Annotated in this window: 17 protein-coding genes; 4 read left to right on the top strand and 13 right to left on the bottom strand. The window is 70.6% G+C overall.

Annotation, left to right across the window (positions count from 1 at the left end):
- The 8 genes from ACIBQ1_RS54405 to ACIBQ1_RS54370 form a co-directional block, all read right to left on the bottom strand.
- Positions 1–981 carry an ABC transporter ATP-binding protein gene (locus ACIBQ1_RS54405; RefSeq protein ID WP_397290679.1) on the bottom strand — a complete coding sequence of 327 codons (981 nt, stop codon included), beginning with the start codon at positions 979–981 and terminating at the stop codon, positions 1–3.
- Positions 982–989: 8 nt separating this feature from the next.
- Complete coding sequence (locus ACIBQ1_RS54400) at positions 990–1,970, bottom strand: ABC transporter ATP-binding protein (RefSeq protein ID WP_397290623.1); 981 nt, start codon at positions 1,968–1,970, stop codon at positions 990–992.
- Positions 1,967–2,830, bottom strand: a complete 864-nt coding sequence (locus ACIBQ1_RS54395) for an ABC transporter permease (protein WP_397290621.1) — start codon at positions 2,828–2,830, stop codon at positions 1,967–1,969. Before ACIBQ1_RS54395 ends, ACIBQ1_RS54400 begins: the two co-directional genes overlap by 4 nt.
- Positions 2,827–3,804 carry an ABC transporter permease gene (locus ACIBQ1_RS54390; RefSeq protein WP_397290619.1) on the bottom strand — a complete coding sequence of 326 codons (978 nt, stop codon included), beginning with the start codon at positions 3,802–3,804 and terminating at the stop codon, positions 2,827–2,829. The genes ACIBQ1_RS54395 and ACIBQ1_RS54390 overlap by 4 nt, the downstream gene beginning before the upstream one ends.
- Complete coding sequence (locus tag ACIBQ1_RS54385) at positions 3,786–5,333, bottom strand: ABC transporter substrate-binding protein (protein ID WP_397290617.1); 1,548 nt, start codon at positions 5,331–5,333, stop codon at positions 3,786–3,788. Before ACIBQ1_RS54385 ends, ACIBQ1_RS54390 begins: the two co-directional genes overlap by 19 nt.
- Positions 5,334–5,566: 233 nt before the next feature.
- Positions 5,567–7,030 (bottom strand): ankyrin repeat domain-containing protein, encoded by a 1,464-nt coding sequence (locus tag ACIBQ1_RS54380; RefSeq protein WP_397290616.1) that lies wholly within the window; start codon positions 7,028–7,030, stop codon positions 5,567–5,569.
- A gap of 249 nt (positions 7,031–7,279) precedes the next feature.
- Positions 7,280–8,431: a sensor histidine kinase gene (locus ACIBQ1_RS54375; RefSeq protein ID WP_397290614.1), complete on the bottom strand. Its 1,152-nt coding sequence runs from the start codon at positions 8,429–8,431 to the stop codon at positions 7,280–7,282.
- Entirely contained in the window at positions 8,428–9,084 is a 657-nt protein-coding gene (locus ACIBQ1_RS54370) for a response regulator transcription factor (RefSeq protein WP_397290612.1), read from the bottom strand. Before ACIBQ1_RS54370 ends, ACIBQ1_RS54375 begins: the two co-directional genes overlap by 4 nt.
- Before the next feature lie 120 nt (positions 9,085–9,204).
- Between ACIBQ1_RS54370 and ACIBQ1_RS54365 the strand changes: the two genes are divergently transcribed.
- From ACIBQ1_RS54365 to ACIBQ1_RS54355, 3 genes are all read left to right on the top strand, one after another.
- The gene (locus tag ACIBQ1_RS54365; RefSeq protein WP_397290610.1) at positions 9,205–10,284 is read left to right on the top strand and encodes a serine hydrolase domain-containing protein; all 1,080 of its coding nucleotides are present in this window, start codon (positions 9,205–9,207) and stop codon (positions 10,282–10,284) included.
- A 35-nt stretch (positions 10,285–10,319) separates the two neighbouring features.
- Complete coding sequence (locus tag ACIBQ1_RS54360) at positions 10,320–11,765, top strand: S41 family peptidase (protein ID WP_397290608.1); 1,446 nt, start codon at positions 10,320–10,322, stop codon at positions 11,763–11,765.
- Positions 11,766–12,361: 596 nt separating this feature from the next.
- On the top strand, positions 12,362–13,417 hold the full coding sequence (locus ACIBQ1_RS54355; protein WP_397290606.1) for an NBR1-Ig-like domain-containing protein: 1,056 nt from the start codon (positions 12,362–12,364) through the stop codon (positions 13,415–13,417).
- Between the two features lie 55 nt (positions 13,418–13,472).
- On the opposite strand, the gene ACIBQ1_RS54350 is transcribed toward ACIBQ1_RS54355, so the two are convergent.
- From ACIBQ1_RS54350 to ACIBQ1_RS54330, 5 genes are all read right to left on the bottom strand, one after another.
- Positions 13,473–14,432, bottom strand: coding sequence for a SpoIID/LytB domain-containing protein (locus ACIBQ1_RS54350; RefSeq protein WP_397290604.1), 960 nt, complete (start codon positions 14,430–14,432; stop codon positions 13,473–13,475).
- A gap of 36 nt (positions 14,433–14,468) precedes the next feature.
- Complete coding sequence (locus ACIBQ1_RS54345; protein WP_397290602.1) at positions 14,469–15,359, bottom strand: peptidase inhibitor family I36 protein; 891 nt, start codon at positions 15,357–15,359, stop codon at positions 14,469–14,471.
- 56 nt (positions 15,360–15,415) lie between these two features.
- The gene (locus ACIBQ1_RS54340) at positions 15,416–16,261 is read right to left on the bottom strand and encodes a peptidoglycan-binding protein (protein ID WP_397290600.1); all 846 of its coding nucleotides are present in this window, start codon (positions 16,259–16,261) and stop codon (positions 15,416–15,418) included.
- A 368-nt stretch (positions 16,262–16,629) separates the two neighbouring features.
- Entirely contained in the window at positions 16,630–17,274 is a 645-nt protein-coding gene (locus ACIBQ1_RS54335; protein WP_397290598.1) for a response regulator, read from the bottom strand.
- Entirely contained in the window at positions 17,271–18,398 is a 1,128-nt protein-coding gene (locus ACIBQ1_RS54330) for a sensor histidine kinase (protein WP_397290596.1), read from the bottom strand. The genes ACIBQ1_RS54335 and ACIBQ1_RS54330 overlap by 4 nt, the downstream gene beginning before the upstream one ends.
- Before the next feature lie 112 nt (positions 18,399–18,510).
- Here ACIBQ1_RS54330 and lgt point away from each other — a divergent pair, with 112 nt between their 5' ends.
- Positions 18,511–19,329 (top strand): prolipoprotein diacylglyceryl transferase, encoded by an 819-nt coding sequence (lgt, locus tag ACIBQ1_RS54325; protein WP_397290594.1) that lies wholly within the window; start codon positions 18,511–18,513, stop codon positions 19,327–19,329.
- Positions 19,330–19,391: the final 62 nt, after the last annotated feature.

Raw genomic sequence — 19,391 nt, 5'->3', positions numbered from 1 at the left:
CTACCGGACTTTCGTCTCGGTAATGCTCTCCTCGGGGAAATGGCAGGCGACGCGGTGTCCCGCCCCGGTCAGCGCCGGCTCTTCGGCGGCGCATCGCTCCCGGGCCTTCCAGCAACGGGTACGGAAGCGGCAGCCCGACGGCGGGTCCGCCGGGCTGGGCACGTCACCGGCGAGCACGATCCGCCGCCGCTCCCCCCGCTGCGACGGATGCGAGATCGGCACGGCCGAGATGAGCGCCCTGGTGTAGGGGTGGGCAGGCCGGGCGAAGATCTCCGTACGCTCGCCCTCCTCCACGATCCGGCCCAGGTACATGATCGCCACCCGGTCGCACAGATGCCGCACGACCGACAGGTCATGCGAGATGAACAGGTAGGCCAGGCCCAGCTCGCGCTGCAGGTGGGCGAGCTGGTTGACGACCTGCGCCTGGATCGAGACGTCCAGCGCCGAGACGGGCTCGTCCAGCACCAGCACGCGCGGGCTCAGGGCCAGCGCCCTGGCGATGCCGACGCGCTGGCGCTGGCCGCCGGAGAACTCGTGCGGGTAGCGGTTGGCGTGCTCGGGCGACAGACCCACCAGCTCCAGCAGCTCGCCGACCCGGCCCCGGCCGCCGTCGCGGTAGCGGCCCTGGGTGCGCAGCGGCTCGGCGACGATCTCGTGCACGGTCAGCCGCGGCGACAGCGACGAGTACGGGTCCTGGAAGACGATCTGGATCTCGCCGCGCAGCGGGCGGAGCTCGGCGTGCGACATGGGGGCCAGGTCGCGCCCGCCGTACAGGATGCGGCCGGAGGTGGGCTCGGTCAGGCGCACGACGAGCCGGCCCGTCGTGGACTTGCCGCAGCCGGACTCGCCGACCAGCCCGAGCGTGCGGCCGGAATGCAGCGCCAGGTCCACGCCGTCCACGGCCCGGACCGCCCCGGTGCGCCTGCGCAGGACCCCGGTGCGGATCGGGAAGTGCTTGGTCAGGCCCTCGGCGGCCAGCATGGGTTCGCTCACGCCGGCTCCTCGTGGAAGTGGCAGGCCGACAGGTGACCGCCGGCCACCGCGACCGGTTCGGGACGGTTCGCCCGGCAGGCGGCGCGGCCGGCGCCGAGCGCGCAGCGCGGCTCGAAGGCGCAGCCGGGCGGCGGTGTCAGCAGGTCGGGCGGGCTGCCCGGGATCGGCACCAGTTCCCCCGCCGCCGGCTCCAGGCCGGGCCGGCTGGACAGCAGGCCGCGGGTGTAGGGGTGGCGGGGCGTGGTGAAGACCTGGTGCACGTCGCCGTGCTCGACGACGCGGCCCGCGTACATGACCGCGACCCGGTCGGCCAGCTCGGCGAGCACGCCCAGGTCGTGGGTGATGAGCACCGCCGCCGCACCGGCCTCCCGCCTGGCCGTGTTGAGCAGGCCGAGCACCTGGGACTGGACGGTGACGTCCAGCGCGGTCGTCGGTTCGTCGGCGATGAGCAGGTCGGGCTCGTTGGCCAGGGCCATCGCGATCATCGCGCGCTGGCGCATGCCGCCGGAGTACTCGTGGGGGTGGCGGCCGTACCGGTCGGCGGGGTCGGCGATGCCGACGGAGGCCAGCAGCTCCAGCACGCGGGCCCGCACGGCGGCGCGGCCGAGGCGCGGCTGGTGCAGCTTGACGGCCTCGGCGATCTGGGCGCCGACCGGGACGACCGGGTTGAGCGCCGTCATCGGGTCCTGGAAGATCATCGCGATGCGGCGGCCCCGGATCCGCCGCAGCCGGCGCGCGGGCAGGGCCAGCAGGTCCTCGCCGTCGAAGCGGACGCTGCCGCGCACCACCCGCCCCGGCGGCCGGACCAGGCCGAGCACCGACATCGCGGTGACGCTCTTGCCCGAGCCGGACTCGCCGACCACGCCGAGGATCTCGCCCGGCGCCACCTCCAGGCTGACTCCGTCGACGGCGCGCACCACGCCGTCCTCCGTGGGGAACTCGACCGCCAGGTCGTCGACCGCGAGCAGCGGCGTCATCCGCGGGCTCCCTTCGGGTCCACGGCGTCGCGCAGGCCATCGCCGACGAAGTTCACGGCCAGGACGGTCAGCGCGATGGCCAGGCCGGGCGGCAGCCACAACCACGGCATGGTCTGGATGAGGGTGAGGTTCTGGGCGTCGGTCAGCATGTTGCCCCAGCTGGCCCGGGGTGGCTGCACACCGAGGCCGAGGAAGGACAGCACCGCCTCCAGCAGGATCATCTGCGCCACCAGCAGCGTGCCGACCACCGCGACCTGCGACAGGACGGCGGGCAGCACGTGCCGGCCGATCACCGTCAGCCGCCCGGCGCCGAAGGCGCGCGCCGCCTGGACGTACTCCTGCTCGCGCAGCGACAACGTCAGCCCGCGCACCACGCGGCAGGCGGTCGGCCAGTTGCACGCGGCGAAGACGAGCACGAGCATCGCGGTGCCCGGCCCGAGCACGCCCGCCAGCACGACGATGACGACCAGCGGCGGGAAGGAGAGCACCACGTCGGCGGCGCGCATGACGACGGCGTCGACCGGCCCGCCGAACATGCCGGCCAGGGCGCCGAGCAGCGTGCCGAGGGTGGCCGCCGCCAGCGACGACAGCAGGCTGACCAGCAGCGAGACCCGGCCGGCGTGCACGAGCCTGGCGAACACGTCCCGCCCGGTGGAGTCGGTGCCGAGCAGGTGCGCCGCCGACGGCGGCTCGCGGAAGGCGGCCAGGTCCACCGCGTTCGGGTCATGCCCGGCCACCAGCGGCGCGGCCAGCGCCAGCACGCCGACGGCAGCGAGGAACACGGCGCCGGCCGGCGCCATGCGGTTGCGCAGGAAGCGCCGGGCGGCCGGCGAGCGCGACAGGGCGGGGGCGGTGGTCATGACAGGCTGATCCTCGGGTCGGCCAGCGCGTAGAGCAGGTCGGCGACGAGGTTGCAGACCAGTACGAGCACCGCGACGAACATCGCGAACCCGATCACCACCGGGTGGTCGAGCTGGCCGATCGAGCTGATGGCGAGCTGCCCCATGCCCGGCCAGGCGAAGACCTGCTCCAGGGCGACCGCCCCGGCCAGCAGCTGGGGGATGTAGATCATCACGACGGTGATGAGCGGGACCAGCGCGTTGCGCAGCGCGTGCCGGATCAGCACCCGGCCGGGACCGGCGCCCTTGGCCTCGGCCGTACGCACGTAGTCGGCGCCGAGCTCCGCCAGCAGCCCGGCTCGCACGTACCGGGTGAGCGGCCCGGCGATGGACAGCCCGAGGATGGCCGCGGGCAGCACCAGGTGGGCCAGGATGTCGGCGCCGCCGCCGTCGCCCGGCGTGGACATGCCGGAGGACGGCACCCAGCCGAGCTTCAGCGAGAAGAGGTAGATCGCGGCGATGCCCAGGAAGAAGCTGGGCACCGAGATCGTGCCGAGGCCGGCGACCGTGGTGGCGTAGTCGACGGCGGTGTTGCGCCGGACCGCGGCCAGTGTGCCCGCGGCCACCGCCAGCGCCAGGCCGATCGCCAGGGCGGTGCCCATGAGCAGCACGGTGGGGCCCATCCGCTCGCCGAGCACCTCGGTCACCGGGCGGTGGCTGACGAAGGAGTAGCCGAGGTCGCCACCCAGCACGCCGCGCAGCCAGATGCCGTACCTGATCAGGACCGGCTCGTCCAGGCCGAGTTCGGCGCGCTTGGCGGCCACGAACGCCGGGCCGCCCGAGGCCAGTTGCTCGGGGTTGACCATCATCCGGACCGGGTCGCCGGGCGCGGCGCGGACCAGGAGGAAGACGGCGACGCTGATGAGCAGGAAGACGGCGGCGTTGACCAGGAGCCGGCGTACGAGGTAGGCGAGCATCAGCCGGCCAGGGTCCACTCGTCGGCGTTCCAGAAGCCGGCGGTGAAGTCGCCGCTGGGCTTGAAGCCGCGCAGCCGCGAGCTGCTGGCCCACAGGGTGTCGGGGCTGTACAACCAGAGGTACGGGACCTGGGCGTTGTCCTTGCTCGCGGCCTCCTGGTAGAGCTTGGCGCGCTGGTCCTGGTCGGTGCGGGCGTCGGCTCGGGCGGTGAGGGCGTCCAGCGACCGGTCACAGAAGTTGCTGACATTCGCGCCGGCGGGGTAGAAAGCGGCGCAATTGACGATCGTGGCGCTGCTGGTGGGGTCCACGGCGTAGGTGCCGCCGCCGTAGAGCACCAGGTCGAACGTGCGCTCCTCGAAGGATTCCAGCAGTTCGGCCACCTGCACCTGCTTGAGCTCGACCGCCATGCCCACCGCGTTCAGCGCGCCCTGCGCCACCGTGGCCGCCACGTCGCGGTCTCGCTGGCCGGGAACCCACGACAGCGTCACCTTCCCGCCGGCCCGCCAGCCCGCCTCGGCCAGCAGCGACCTGGCCTTGGCCGGGTCGTACGCGTACTCCTCCAGAGTGCCGGGCAGCGCCCAGGAGGTGACGAACGAGGAGTTCTGCACCCGGCCCTTGCCGGCCAGCAGCTTGGCGACCAGCGCCTCGCGGTCGATCGCGTGGAGCATCGCCCGCCGTACCCTGGGGTCGGCGAAGCGCTGGTCGCTCTGGTCGACCGCCAACCTGATGAAGCCGGAGCCCGGCTTGGCCGTGACGGTGACGCCCTTGAATGCCTTCACCACCTGGAGGTCGGTCGGAGAGATCTGGACCAGGTCCATCTCGCCGGTGCCGAGTTGCGCGGTCGCCACGTCCGAGCTGATGGGTTTGAGGAAGATCCTGGGGATCGCGACAGGTTTGCGGTAGTGCGGGTTGGCGGCCAGCTCCACGTACTGGTCGGTCTTGTGGCTCACGAAGGTGTAGGGGCCCATGCCGACCGTCGGGTGGTTGAAGAAGGCGTTGCCCGCGATCTTGTCCACCGGCTCCCCGCCGAGCACGTGCTCGGGCAGGATGAAGGCGAACGGTCCGGCGATCAGGCTGAGGAAGCCGATGTTCGGCCTGGCCGGCCTGATCACGAACGTGGTGTCGTCCGGGGCCTCGAAGGCGGCCCCGGCCAGCTTGCCCGCCATCGCGCTGCCGGTCCTGGCGTCGGCCAGCAGCTCGTAGGTGAACAGCACGTCCTTGCTGGTGAACGGCGCGCCGTCGCTCCACTTCAGCCCCCGGCGCAGGTGGAAGGTGATCCGGTCTTTGCCCACCTCCCACCGCTCGGCCAGGCGCGGCGCGTAGGCGTAGGAATCGTCGACGGTCAGCAGGTTGTCGTAGATCAGCGTCATGACCTGCTGGTCGGGGCCGCTGGGCGGATCCAGCGGGGAGAAGCGCTTCGGCTTCTGGTACAGGTAGATGTTGATCGCGTTCTGCGGCGAACCCTGGGCGGGGGTGTTGGTCGGGTCGGAGCAGCCGGCGGCGAGCACGAGGACGACGGCGGCCAGCGCGCCTGACAGGCGGTTCATGGGGGCCTCCCTGTGGAGGGCTGGGGGTGCGCCGGCACGCTTCACCAGCGCGGGGCAGGACCGGGCACGGAGCCTCCCGAAAACCTCATGTGCAATGAGTAATCAAAAAGATACTCTCAGTGATGCAAGGTCGGCGCAAGCCCCACATCCGGCCTCCGGCCAGGCACTGCCAGGCTCCGCGGCCAGGAGCCGCTCGGCACACTCCGGGCCTGCCGTTTCCTGTCATGCCGGCATCAACCGTGGACGGGTCCGCGGTTCTCCGCAACGGCTCGCAGGTACGCCGCCACGCGGTGCTTGGCGCCGTACTCGGCCCAGCCGAGCGGGGTCGCGTCGTGGTCGGTGTCCTTGATCATGGGGTCGGCGCCGAGCTCGATCAGCGTCCTGGCCGTCTCGACGTCATCGTTCCAGGCGGCCTGGTGCAGCGGGGTGGCCCGGTGCGCGTGGTTCACGTCGAAGCCGAGCCCGGCGAGCAGCCGCACCGCCGCGGGCCTGCGGTGCTCGGCCGCGCGGTTGATGAGTTCCGGGGATCGCGCGAGGGCCCGTTCCAGCACGTACGGGCCGAATCCGGCCACCGCGTCGGCGTCGGCGCGCATGCAGGCGGCGGTGAACGCGTCCATCTCGTCCAGGACCACCGAGGCCCCCGCGGCGGCGAGGATGTCCGCGACCTCGGTGTGCCCGTTCAGCAGGGCAAGCTCGTAGGGTGTGCGTCCGCCGTACGCCGGATGCTCGCCGAGGCCGTTCGCCTCGGCGCCGTGGGCGAGCAGCAGCCGGGCTCGCCGCGGCCCGCCCCGCAGTGCCGCGGTGGCCAGCTCCTCGCGCAGCAGTTGCCGCGGGGACTGCAGCGTCGGGCCCAGCAGGGCATGCCACGGCCCGCCCGCACCCTGGCCCAGGCCGAACTCCAGCAGCAGCTCAAGATGGGTGGTCTCGTCGGAGAAGGAGCCGCCGAGCCCCAGGTTGTAGAGGGTCTGGCTGTCGTTGGGGCTCGCGCCGGCCTCCAGCAGCAGCCTGGCCAGCGCCAGGCCCTGCGGATGGGGTGGCTGGTCGCCCTCCCCGCCGCCGAACGCACCGGTGAGCGCGGTGAACGGCGAGGTCAGCCCGTCCCACAGGAAACCGGTGTCGGGATCGGCGCCGTGATCGAGGAGGAGCCGGGCCGACTGCACGGAGCGGCCGGGAACCTTGAGGCGCGCGTAGACCAGGTACAGCAGCGGGTCCCACCCGTAGGGGCCGCCCTGCGCCCTGGCGAGCCCGGGATCTCCGGCCAGCGCATCGGCCAGGGCGTCGGCCGAACCGGTGGCGGCCATCGTGAAGATGCTCGCGGTGGCCAGGTGCGGATGCCGGGCCAGCAGCTCGTCGGCCTCCTCGGTCCGTCCCGGGTAGTCCGAACCGTAGGTGAGGCAGGCGAGCCGCAGGAACTCCTCGGGCAGCTCCTCGCTCGGCGCGACCTGGTGCGGCGAGCGGGAGTAGCGCTTGACGGCGCCGATGTGCTCCTTCAGCCTGGGCCAGCTCGCGAAGCCGTACATGCGGGCGGTGACGAGCTGCGCGTCGGACAGCCTGAGCGTCTCCGGCGGCCGGGGATGGAACTCGGCGACGAGCCCGAGCGCCTCCGGGACCTGCGCCTTCACGTACTGGAGCAGCGTCTTGGCCTGCTTGCGGAGCCGTTCGAGGCTGGGGTTGTCGGGCAGGCGATGGATGGGCACGAGGGCCTCCTTTCCGTCTGGCCTGGTGTCCGCATGATCAGGCCGGAAAAGAGGTCGGGCCGGGTCGTTCGCTGAGCGTCAGGTGGGCTTGACCCTTCCCGCGGACCGGGCGCGCCCTGAGCGCGCACCACCCAGCCTACGTCGACAGCCGTGCACTTTGGCGGCACCCACGACCTCATCGGGCCCGGGAATGCTTCCGTCCGATGCCGATCACGTCAGCCTGGCTCAGCCGCCCGCCTCACCGGGTCCTCATCGTGGGCCGCTCCCGCCGGCGCGGCTCTGCGGGAGGTCGACGGCGACGTCGAGGCCGCCGCCGGCCCGGGCGGCGACCGCGACCCGTCCCCGGTGGGCGAGGGCGACCGCGCGCACGATCGACAGTCCCAGCCCCAGGCCGTCGGTGCGGACGCGGGTTCCCTGCCCGTGCACGAACGGTTCCAGCAGCGTCTCCACCGCATCAGGCGGGATCGTGCGGCCGGTGTTGGAGATCCGCAGGACGGCCCGCCCGCCCGCCGTACCCGTATCGACGACCAGCTGCCCGCCTGCCCGGTTGTAGCGAAGCGCGTTGTCGACCAGGTTGCCGATCATCCGTTCGAGCAGCACGGGTTCGCCGCTGACGGGCGCGGGCCGGAGCTCGGACCGTACGGCGACGTCGGCGGCTGCCGCTCGCGTTCCGGCGGCATCCAGGGTGGCGGCCGCGACGGCGGCCAGGTCGACCGGTTCCCGCGCTCCGAGGCCGGCCTGACTGCGCGCCAGCAGCAGCAGCCCGTCCAGGACGCGCTGCATGTGCTCGACGGCGCCGCGTACGTCCCCGGCCATCGCGAGCAGCTCGGCACGGCTGGGCCTTCCGTCCAGGGTGACGTCGATCGCCGTCCGCGCGGTGGTCAGCGGCGTACGCAGCTCGTGGGCGGCGTTGGCGGTGAACAGCCGCTGGCTGTCCAGGACCCGGTCCCGCTCGGCGACGCCACGCTGAATGCGGTCCAACATCCCGTTGACCGTGCCTGCCAGCGCCGACAGCTCGTCAGCGGGGGCGGTGACCGGGACCCGCTCGGTGAGGTTCTCGGCCGACAGCCGCCGGGCGGTGGAGGAGATCACGCGGATCGGCCGCAGCACCCGGCCGGCCACCAGCCAGCTCAGGACGGCGGCCAGCGCGGTCACCACGATGAGCGCCAGACCGGCCTGAGGCAGCAGCGCGGACAGGGTGTCGGCCTGCACCCGGTCGGCCAGAGCGCGCAGTCCGTCCTGCGGTGGCGTGTCCGGCGAGGGATCGCCGGCCGGGTCCAGGTGGGTGAAGATCGCGCGCCGCCGCATCAGCAGGTAGGTCAACCCGGTCAGGGCGGCGCCGGCGGCCAGCACCAGGGCGGTCTGCAGCAGAGCGAGCCGGGCCCGGGCGGTCAGCCTCACGGGCCGATCCGGTAGCCCGCGCCGGTGACGGTCTCGATCAGCGGTGGCTCGCCGAGCTTGCGGCGCAGCGTGCCGACGGTGATCCGGACCGCGTTGGTGAACGGGTCCGCGTACTCGTCCCACACCTTGTCCAGCAGGGTTTCCGCGCTGACCACGGCACCGCCGGCGGCCAGCAGCTGCTCCAGCACGCCGAACTCCTTGGGCGTCAGGCGCAGCAGCCGCCCGTCCCGCTCGGCGCTACGCCGGGCCGGGTCCAGAGCCACGTCGGCGGCGCGCAGCACCGGCGGGCGGGCCGGTGCGCTGCGCCGTACCAGGGCGTGGACCCGCGCCACCAGCTCGGAGAACGCGAACGGCTTGCCCAGGTAGTCGTCCGCGCCCAGCATCAGCCCGCCGACCCGGTCCTCCACCGCGTCGGACGCGGTCAGCATCAGCACCCGCGACACCCCCCGCTGGGCGAGCCGGCGGCACACCGCGTCGCCGTGCACGACCGGCAGGTCCCGGTCCAGGACCACCACGTCGTACGGGGTGATCTCGCACTTGTCGAGAGCGGTCCGGCCGTCGAGGGCGACGTCGACGGTGAAGCCGTGCTTGCGTAGCCCGGCTTCGATGTACCCGGCGAGGGGTTGCTCGTCTTCGACCAAGAGCACGCGCATCCGGGCAGTATCGCAACGCCCGCATATGGACCACATATGGTCCGCCGATCGGCCACCGATCGGTCCCGGCCGATAGATGTGATCACCCTCGAAGTCCCTCTCGGGAAAGGGTGATCGATCATGACGACCACGCGCCGGCTCTCAGCGGCAGTCGGAGTGGTGTGCGCGGCGCTGACGTTGAGCGTCCAAGCACCCGCCGCCGCCGACCAGGTCAAGCTGGGAGACGTCCAGCAGGCGATGAAGGACGTGGCGAAGACCGACGGCGTGGTGGGCGCCATCGGAGAGGTGTACGTCGACGGCAAGCGGGTGGGCCAGGGGACGGCGGGTTCACGCCTGCTCAATGGCAAGGGCGGGCGCATCCCCCCGGGTTCCCGCTATCGCATCGCGTCCCAGACCAAGCTCATGGAGGCCACGGTCATCCTGCAACTGGTCGCGGAGGGCAAGCTCGGCCTGGACGACAAGCTCAGTGACGTCCTGCCCGAGGTGGCCAAGAACGACTACGTTGATCGGGCCGCGGAGATCACCGTGCAGGATCTGATCAGGCACACCTCGGGCATCCCCGACTTCATCGAAAGCGGGAAGTTCGACGTGTTCGACTTCACCACCGCCTACCAGCCGATCGACCTGGTGAAGGCCTCACGTACCGTGCCCCGCCAGGGCGACCCGGGACAGTACCGCTACTCCACCACCAACTACGTCCTCCTCGGCATGATCATCGAGAAGGTGACCGGCCACGATCGGGCCGGCGAGTTCAAGCGGCGCCTGTTCACCCCGCTCGGCATGAAGCACACCTATCTGGCCACCAAGGTCTCCGACCAGATCAAGGGGCCGCACGGACACGGCTACTACCCCGACGCCAAGGGCAGGCCACGCGACGTCGACCGGCTCAACGCCACCATCGGCGCCGAAGGGGCGATCTCCACCGCGCACGACGTCGGCGCCTTCTACCGCGCGCTCTACCAGGGCAAGCTGCTGCCGCCGAACCTGCAACCGCCGCGGCCGCGGCCCAACCTGTGCGGCGGAACGGTCGCGTCGGCCGCGGGCGGCATGCCCGGGATCAACTCCATCACCTTCTCCTCGGTCGACGGCCGGACGCAGTTCGCGGTGGCTGCCACGCTGAAGATCGACAACGAGAAGGCCATGGCCGTCGGTGACGCCATCAACAAGGCCGCCGAGGCCGTGCTCTGCCCCGGTCAATAACCGGGGCCATCCATGAGTGAAGGAAATCCATCAGCGTGAAGCATTCCCTCTTAACCGCGCTGGCCTGCACCGGCATCCTGACTCTGGCGACGTCCGGCGCCGCGGCCACCGCGCGGCCCGCGGCAGCCGCGGCGAACGAGACGGCTGCACGGACCGAGGCGGCGGCGTGCGACTCCAAGCCGCCGGGCCAGCCCGTCGCCACCGGCCTGAGCACCATCGAACAGGCATACGACTGCATCTTCACCGCCTTCTACGGCCGCGGGCGGCTCGACCACCGGATGGTGCTCGCGGCCGGGTTGGCCGGGCTCACCGAGGAGCTGAACCGCCGCGGCACCGACCGCCCCGACGCCACCATGCCGCCGCTGACCGGGAACCGCACGACCGACCTGGGCGCATTCGCGGCCGTCTACGAGCGGGTGATGGCCGGTCTGCCGGCCGACGCCGCGCTGCGGCAGGCCGCGGCCGGGGCGACGATCAAGGGCATGGTGGGCAGCCTGCACGACAATCACTCGCAGTGGCGCCGCAGAGCGCAGCTGCCCGGCAAACCGGGCGACGTCTACGGCCTCGGCTTCACCACCTCGCCCGGCTATTCGATCACGTACCGGGCACCGCAGAAGGCGGTGGCGCCGCTGTTCGTCAATGCCGTGCAGGGCGGCCCGGCCACCGCCGCCCGAATTCGTCCAGGCGAGATCGTGCAATCCGTCAACGGCGCGCCCGTCTTCGTGAACGGCGTCCTGTCCAGCGGCGCCATGAACCTGCTCAACCCCGAATACTCCGGTGACCGGCCGGACCCGGTGCGGCTGGCACTGCTCGACCCCTCCACCGGCCGCGTCAGGAAGGCGACGCTGCGGCCGAGGGTGTTCGCGCCCACGACGCGTCCCGTGACGGCCCGCCGGCTCGATGGCGACGTGGCCGCGATCAAGCTCGCCAACTTCCAGCCCGGAACCGCGGACCAGGTCCTGGCCGCCATTGCCGGACTGCGTGAGGACAAGAAGCTGCGTGGCGTCATCCTCGACCTGCGCGGCACCAACGGCGGCTCGCCCGCCGAGGTCGTCAAACTGCTCAGCAGCTTCGTACACGGCAAGGTGCACAGTTACGACTGCGCCCCGGACGACACGTGCACGCCCAACCGCACCGACGACGCGGTCCCGCTGCTCGGCCTGCCCCTGACCGTGCTCACCGACGGCATCTGCGCCTCGGCTTGCGACGCCTTCTCCGCCGCGGTCAAGGACCTCAAGGTCGGGCCGCTGATCGGATCACGCACGTCGGGCATGGTGTCGGGATCCGCCCGGATGTTCGCACTGGACGACGGGAGCACCCTGTCGCTGCCCGCGGCCTACCAGGTGGGCGCCGACCACGAACTGATCAACGGCATAGGCGTGGCGCCCGACCACTACCTGCCGATGACCGCGAAGAACCTCCGCGAGGGCCGCGACCCGGCGATGGCCAAGGCCCTGTCCCTGCTTCCCCCCACCCGGTAGGAGCACGCTCGGGGCTGGACAACTGTCGGCTGCCTTACGGATTAAAAGCCGACAGAAATTATCTCGGGCCTTTCGCGCGCATTAAATGCATCGCTCCGTCGGCAAATGTCGGTGGAAGCCTAAAATAGGCGATCATAGGGCGGATGGCGTTCCTTGACCGTTCATATTTACAGTAGATCTCGCAGCCCGCCGGAGGTTTGATCAGGCACTCGACCGGTGCCGTTCGCCGCTTGGCCCGAGCCGCTCCGTTGCGTACTGTCCCGTCCCCGGTCACGGACCCGGGGCGTGAACATACGCCGCCGAGACCGGCTCGGCCAAGGGCGTTCAGGTCAACGTGGAGGCCCGGCAGCGCCCTGACTCATGGGTGTAATCTTCTTTATTCATCATTATTGGGTGGGGGCAGTGGCCCGGGTGGCTTCGTGGTCTCCTTTGGCGCGTTATACCAGGATACGGGCCTGTTCGGCTTGGTATGCGGTCGTTTCGGGGCGCAGCGGGGATGGACCGTACGGCTTATTGCACATTCGTCGCGTCTGGCATCGAGTCGATTCCTCCCGTTCGAGTTGAGTGAAGACCGTGGGTGCTGTTACCTTCGCACGGTGGACGACAAGCGTGCACGGGCGGAGATAATCGAGGAATTCGCGGCGACCCTGCGGGAGTTACGGAACGCGGTCGGTAACCCACCTTTCCGTGAGATGTCCGGCCGGTCGGGGGCGATTTCTCACACGACGTTGCATGAAGCCACGAAGGGTAACCGGCTCCCGAGTTGGGAGACCACCGTCGAATTCGTCAAGGCGTGTAACGCAGACCCGGCCGCGTACCGCGAACGCTGGGAGAACGCGAACCGGACGGTCAGATCGGCGAGCGCCGGGAATCCCTCGATGGGCGTGGACACCTCGGTGGAGCGTCCGTCTGATGGACTCGCGGCCTCCGCCGCGGGCGCCGTGGAGCTTCGTACCGTGCACCTCGCCGGCGGGTCGCAAGCGCCCCGGCCGGCCGGGGAGCTCTCGGCATTCGTGCGTACGCCGCCGCCTTCGCCTGACGGGTTCGCGGGCGACGTCCGGCCTCCGTTCCCCGCGCCGGGGAGCAGGGGGCGATCACGGCTGGCCCGCCCGGCCGCGTTCGCGGCAGCGGCCGCCATCATGGGGGCGGCGGTCGTCGTCGTGGTCGCCGTCAATCGCGGCGCCACGCCCGAGGGACACAACCTGAACCCGACCGGCAGCCCATCGATCGCCGCGCCGTCCCCGGCCGATTGCCCGGTGCGTTCGACCAACCCGCCTTGGGCCCCGCCGTTGTACAAGGGTGATGCGGCCGCGTTCATCGAGGACGTCACGCTGGCCGACTGCACGCGCGTCAGTCCCGGCCAGACCATGACCAAGATCTGGCGCCTCAAGAACGCCGGGGCCGTGCCGTGGAAGGGATATTCGCTGCGTCGCCTCGACCCCACGCAGCAAGCTGATCACTGCCAGACCATCTCCGACGTGCCGATCAAGGACACGAAACCTGGCGAGACAGTCGACATCCAGACCGTCATCACCACGCCCAGGAAGCCGGGCTTGTGCTACGTGCGATTCAAGATGGTGGACGCTTCGGGAGCGGTCGTCTTCCCCGGAAGCCGGCCGATCAACTTCCAGATCATCGTCGACGGACGCTAGTTCCCCGCCGTGCGCGGCACGGCGGGGAACCAGGCGTCGGACGGGCTCAGGGGGTTCAGGAGCTGAGAACGATCCCCGTGTAGTAGTTCTTGAGGATTCTGGAGTAACTCCAGCCCGCTCTGGCCTTGTCGCGGGAGCCGTACTGCGACATCCAGTCACCGTCGACCCAATTGCCGCACGCAGTCGTCGTGGAGCAGTACTGGGCCCGGAAGATCTTCCCGCTGCGGGTCAGCCGGGCGCCCCAAGTCGCGTCCACCGCGGCGTTCGTCACCGCCTTCGCGGAGCCGGGCTTGTACACCTGGCTCGACGTGTGGTCGTAGACGTCGAAGCACCGGCCGTCTGACGTCTTGCGGTTGGAGTGCAGCGCCCAGTACCAGCCGAAGTTCTTCACGGCCATCGCCCCGGCCTTGAGGGACTCACTCGGCCAGCTCGTCACCCACTCGTTGGGCAGGACGTTCTTGACGTAGGTCTTGAAATCCACCCGCTCCACGCGATCGAGGGACTTCCGATACACGAGGATCGTCGTGGGCAGCTTGCTGTCCGTGCCGTCGGTCTTGCACCCGGTCGGCGTCGGCGTCGGCGATGTGGAGCTCAGGAACTGGTGCGAGGCGTTCTGGTTCTTGAGGCTGGGGTTCAGGTTGCCCTTGGCGCCCGCGGCGAAGTCCTGGTAGGTGCCGGTGTGGCCGCTGTTGAAGTAGACGCGGACGGTTTTGCTGCTGCGGTTCCAGACGGAGGCGGCGGCGTTCTTGATGCATTTGCCCTTGCCTTCGCCGGCGCCCTTGAAGTCGTAGCAGGTGGGCTGTGTGGTGGAGTAGTCGTCGATCGATCCGGTGAAGTCGGAGACCGATCCCTGGTTGTTGCTGTTGAAGTAGTAGCAGAACTCACCGCTGTCACAGATTCCGTCACGGCTCGCGGCCGAGGCGGGCGATGCGATGGCGAGGACCGTCCCGCCGATCGCCATCGCGGCGGTCGCCGCGGCGAGCCGCGAGATCAGTCGGACAGTTCGTAAAGGCACAGTTGTCTTCCTCATCTTGTCGGTGGCCGCGAAGCGTTATCGGATGCTGTAACCCTGGGAGTTCCAGAACGAGGTCGGGTTCGGGTTCTCCAGGTGCGGGTCGCCGACGCTCTTGGCCGCACGCGTGACCCGTCCGGGGCGCATCTCGACGTGGGTGTGCGCGGATGAACGGCTCGACACTCCATGCCACGACTCGGTGGCGATGACCTGGCCGCGGCTGACCTGCTGGCCCACGCGCAGGGAGGACACCGGAGCGGAGTGCAGGTAGATCACCGTCTTGTTCGACGCGGCGTTGTAGACGGCGATCGTGGAAAGTCCGGCCCTGCCGGTGGATCCGCGTACGACGTTGATGACCTGGCCCGCCACCAGGTTGTAAACATTCGCGCCCAGGCCGCGGACGATGTCGATGCCTTCGTGCCGGCCGGGGGTGGAGGTGTAACCGTCGAAGCCGCAGGTGATCGTGCCGCTGGCCTTGTAGAGCGAGGTCGTCATGTTGCTGCGCGTCGATGACGACGGGCTGAACTGGTGCGAGGCGTTCTGGTTCTTGAGGCTGGAGTTCAGGTTGCCCTTGGCGCCCGCGGCGAAGTCCTGGTAGGTGCCGGTGTGGCCGCTGTTGAAGTAGACGCGGACGGTTTTGCTGCTGCGGTTCCAGACGGAGGCGGCGGCGTTCTTGATGCATTTGCCCTTGCCTTCGCCGGCGCCCTTGAAGTCGTAGCAGGTGGGCTGTGTGGTGGAGTAGTCGTCGATCGATCCGGTGAAGTCGGAGAGCGATCCCTGGTTGTTGCTGTTGAAGTAGTAGCAGAACTCGCCGGTATCGCAGACACCGTCGCGGTTCGCGGCCGAGGCGGGCGGTGCGGTGGCGAGGACCGTCCCGCCGAGAGCCATCGCGGCGGTCGCCGTGGTGAGGATCCTGGTCAGCGTTCTCATGCTGTTCTCCTTCTGTCTGCGGACTGTTTGCGGAGTCTGGGTTTCGGATGGGGGAGTCAGCGGCGCTGGTACTCCTCCCAGGTACGGATGGCCACCTTCGGGCCGTCGTCCGGGCCACGGCCGGAGAGCCCGTTCAGGCCGAGGTAGTAGTCACCGATCTGGTGCTGGGCCTGGCCGGAGAGGCTTGTGTCGCTGATGGCGGTGGCGTGGATGTGCCACGGCCAGTCGTCCTGCTGGGGGTTACGCAGCCATGCGGCGAAGCCGACAAGGCGCAACGCGCGGACGGCCGCGGTGCGGGTGGCGGAATTCATCCCCTTGACCGAGATGTCGACGACGCCGCCGCCATCGTGGGTGCCCTTGGACGTGGGGTCGCCGCCGGGGTTGTACGAACCCTGATCCAGCTTGAGGTCGCGGCCGAACAGCCGCTTGGCCTCCGCCAGCATGCTTCGCGTGCGGGTGTTGATGACGAAACCGCCGCTGGACACCCGGGCACCCGGGTCGATGACGTTGGTGATCTTGAAGCGGCCGGCGCCGAGCTTGGTGAGCGACGTCTTGCCGGGCATGCCGTTGGCGTCGAGACCGGTGAGGCCGAGCGACTTCTGGTAGTTCGCGTAGGCGGTGACCGTTGTGGTGCCGAAGTAACCGTCCACCCACTTCGCGTCGAGCAGGCGCCGGTCACTCAGCGCCTGCTCGACGAGGAGCACGCTGGCCTTGGCACCCGGGGTCAGCGTGTTGTCGGGCCGCCGCGGGTCGATCTGGGCCGCCTTGACGGTGGCTTCCATGTTCACGCTCGGAAGGGCCTCAGCGTCGGCCGCCTGCGCCGCCGACGCCCCGTACACTCCAGTCAGCGAAGTGAACAGGACGGCCGCCGTGAGGGCAGCGGCGGATGAGGGCAGCTTCATCGTTACTCCTGATTCAGGGGGCTGGGGCGATTCCCGTGTGGCGGGATCCAACGTTTCGGTTCCGCTGGCGTGTCCGCTACAAGATCGGTGTTGTCAGCCTGTTCGACAGGCTTCTCTGGACGTTCGTACGCGCCGTTCGACAGGTGATCCGATGGCGGGAAACACCAGCTCAGACCGGTTATGGCGCGGTACGCGGGCGTGCGTTCGCCCACGACGACCCCACAGCTGCCCGAGGCGGCCGCTTACGAGGCTCCCGAACGTTCCGCGGACGGCCGGCAGGTGGCCGACGGCCGGCTCCGGCACAAGGGACCGGGCTTTGCGCGAGCGCCGGCCGCTCTGCTCATGGCGACGAACAACTCAGCGAGCGACTAGCCGCCAAGGCGGATGATCCCCCGCGTGGCCGCCACGGTCACGGCGGCGGTGCGGTCGTCGACGTCGAGCTTGGCGAAGATGTGCAGCAGGTGGGTCTTGACCGTGGCCTCGCTGATGCACAGGTGGGCGGCGATGGCCTTGTTGCTCATCCCCTGGGCGACCGCGCCCAGGACCTCGATCTCCCGGCCGCTGAGGGCGCCGGGCGCGTCGGTGCGCGCCCACGACAACACCCGGGTGGCGATTGCCGGCGACAGGGCGCTCTCCCCTCGGGCCGCCGCCCTGATGGCGTCGAACAGCTGCTCCCGGTGGGTGTCCTTGAGCAGGTAGCCGATCGCTCCGGCGTCGATGGCACGGGAGATGTCGCTGTCGGTGTCATAGGTGGTCAGGACGATCACCTTGGCGCCGGGGTCGTGCTCGCGGATCCGGCTGATCGCTGTCGCGCCGTCGAGCTCGGGCATCTGCAGGTCCATCAGCGTGACATCCGGCCGCAGGTCACGCGCCAGCCGTACCGCGTCCGAGCCGGAGACCGCCTCGCCGACCACCTCCAGATCGTCCTGGGTGCCGAGCATCGCCCGGATGCCGTCACGGACCACCGGGTGGTCGTCGGCGATCAGGACCCGGATCTCACCCCGCGCGGTCATCGCGCCACCGCCGGGAGGCTGGCCACGACCGTGGTGCCCTCCCCGGACGCGCTTTCCACGAGGAGCGTGCCGCCGAGCTGCTCCATCCGCTCAAGCATGATCAGCAGGCCGTGGCCGGAGGCGGTCCGCTCGGGATCGAAGCCGTCGCCGTCGTCGTGGACATCCAGCACGACCAGGTCCTCCATGTACGACAGGGTCAAGGTGACCTGCTCGGCGCGGGCATGGCGGCGCGCGTTGGCGACCGCCTCCTGCGCCACGCGCAGCAGCTCCGCCTGGACCTGGGCTTCCAGCGGCCGGAGCGCGCCGGTGATCACGGTATGCGCCTCGATGCCGGTCTCGTCGGACAGCCGGCCCGACAGCCGCCGCAGCGCCTCCGGCAGGCCGCCGTCGTCGAGCTCACCGGGCCGCAGCGCCCGCACCACGCGGCGGCTTTCCGCGAGGTTCTCCCTGGCCGCCCGCAACGCCTGGGTCAGGTGCCGGTCGTCCGGCAACCGCTCCTGCGCCGCCTCCAGCAGCATCACCACGCTGGCGAACCCCTGGGTCAGGCTGTCGTGGATGTCGCGAGCCAGCCGCTGCCGCTCGGCGGCCACGCCCGCCTGCCGTTCGGCCGTCGCCCGCGCCTCCTGGGCGGCCTGCAACTGGTCGATCAGCTCCTTGCGCTCGGCGCTCTGCCGGGCCACCGAATAGAAGTATCCGGCCGAGGTGGCCGCGCTGATCGCGATCAGCGCGGTGATGGCGATCTCGGTCCAGGTGATCGACCCGCCTTCGTGGTAGCTGTGCCACAACCAGCCCCCGGCGCACGACAGCACCGCGACCAGCCCGACGCGTACGGCGTCCATGCAGTACGGAACGAGCACGCTCAGGCAGACCACCAGGAAGGACGAGTCGATCGCGAACAGCCCCAGCCAGAGCAACCCGCCGCCGACCACGTACGGCAGGGGCACCTCCCCAGCAGGAGGCGTGCGCAGCACGAACCACACCGCATACCAGGCGGCCAGCCCGGCCACGAGCGCCACCGGCAGGGCCTGCCCCACCTCCATCAACGGCCCGGCCGAGGTCAGCACCAACCACGAGGCGAAGAAGGCGTGCTGCCACCGGCGCCGGGACCGCTCCCAGGACTCCACAGCACCGACGATAATCAGCCAACCGCCGCTCCGGCATCAACCAGTCGACTGACCCGGCGATCGGTGTCCCGCTCGATGTGCGCGCGGCGGCACCGGAGCCAGACTCGACGGTGTGACAGCCATCCCCAGCCCGTCCCAAGCCGTCTGGTACCTCGGCCCGCTGCCCATCCGCGCCTACTCCCTGCTCATGGTGCTCGCCGTCGCCGTCGGCATCTGGGTCACCCAGCGCCGCTGGACCGCCCGCGGCGGCGAGCGTGGCACGGTCGGGGACATCGCCACCTGGGCCGTGCCGTTCGGCGTGGTCGGTGCGCGGATCTACCACGTGGCCACCGACTGGCAGCGGTACTTCGGCCCCGGCAAGGACCCCCTGCGCGTCTTCGCGATCTGGGAGGGCGGGATCAGCATCTGGGGCGCCGTCGCCGGCGGCGCGCTGGGCGCGTGGCTGGCCTGCCGCCGGCGCGGCATTCCGCTGCGCGACTTCGCCGACGCCGTCGCGCCCGGGATCGCCTTCGGGCAGGCCATCGCCCGCTGGGGCAACTGGTTCAACCAGGAGTTGTACGGCAGGCCGACCACCCTGCCCTGGGCGCTGGAGATCGACCCCGCCCACCGGCCGCCCGGCCTGGAGTCCACGGCCACCTACCATCCGACGTTCCTCTACGAGTCGCTGTGGAACCTGGGAGTGGCCGGGCTCGTCCTCTGGGCCGAGCGGCGCTTCCGGCTCGACCGCGGCCGGACGTTCGCCCTGTACGCCGCGGCCTACACCGCCGGCCGCGCCTGGATCGAGTGGCTGCGCATGGATCCCGCCCCTCTCATCCTGGGGCTGCGCTTCAACGTCTGGACCGCGCTGCTGGTCTTCGGGGCGGCGGTCGTCTACCTGACCGCCACCCGCCGGACGCCGGCCACCGCCTCCCGGCCTGCGGGACGAGGTTGAACGGACTCCCGGCGCCCGTCGGCAACCGCGCTTGCCCTGCACGGACGCGTACGTCTTCGCTG

The sequence above is a fragment of the Nonomuraea sp. NPDC050153 genome, from assembly GCF_044460125.1.
In the GTDB taxonomy this organism is placed as follows: Bacteria; Actinomycetota; Actinomycetes; order Streptosporangiales; family Streptosporangiaceae; genus Nonomuraea.
This window is presented reverse-complemented; position numbering and strand designations above follow the sequence as displayed.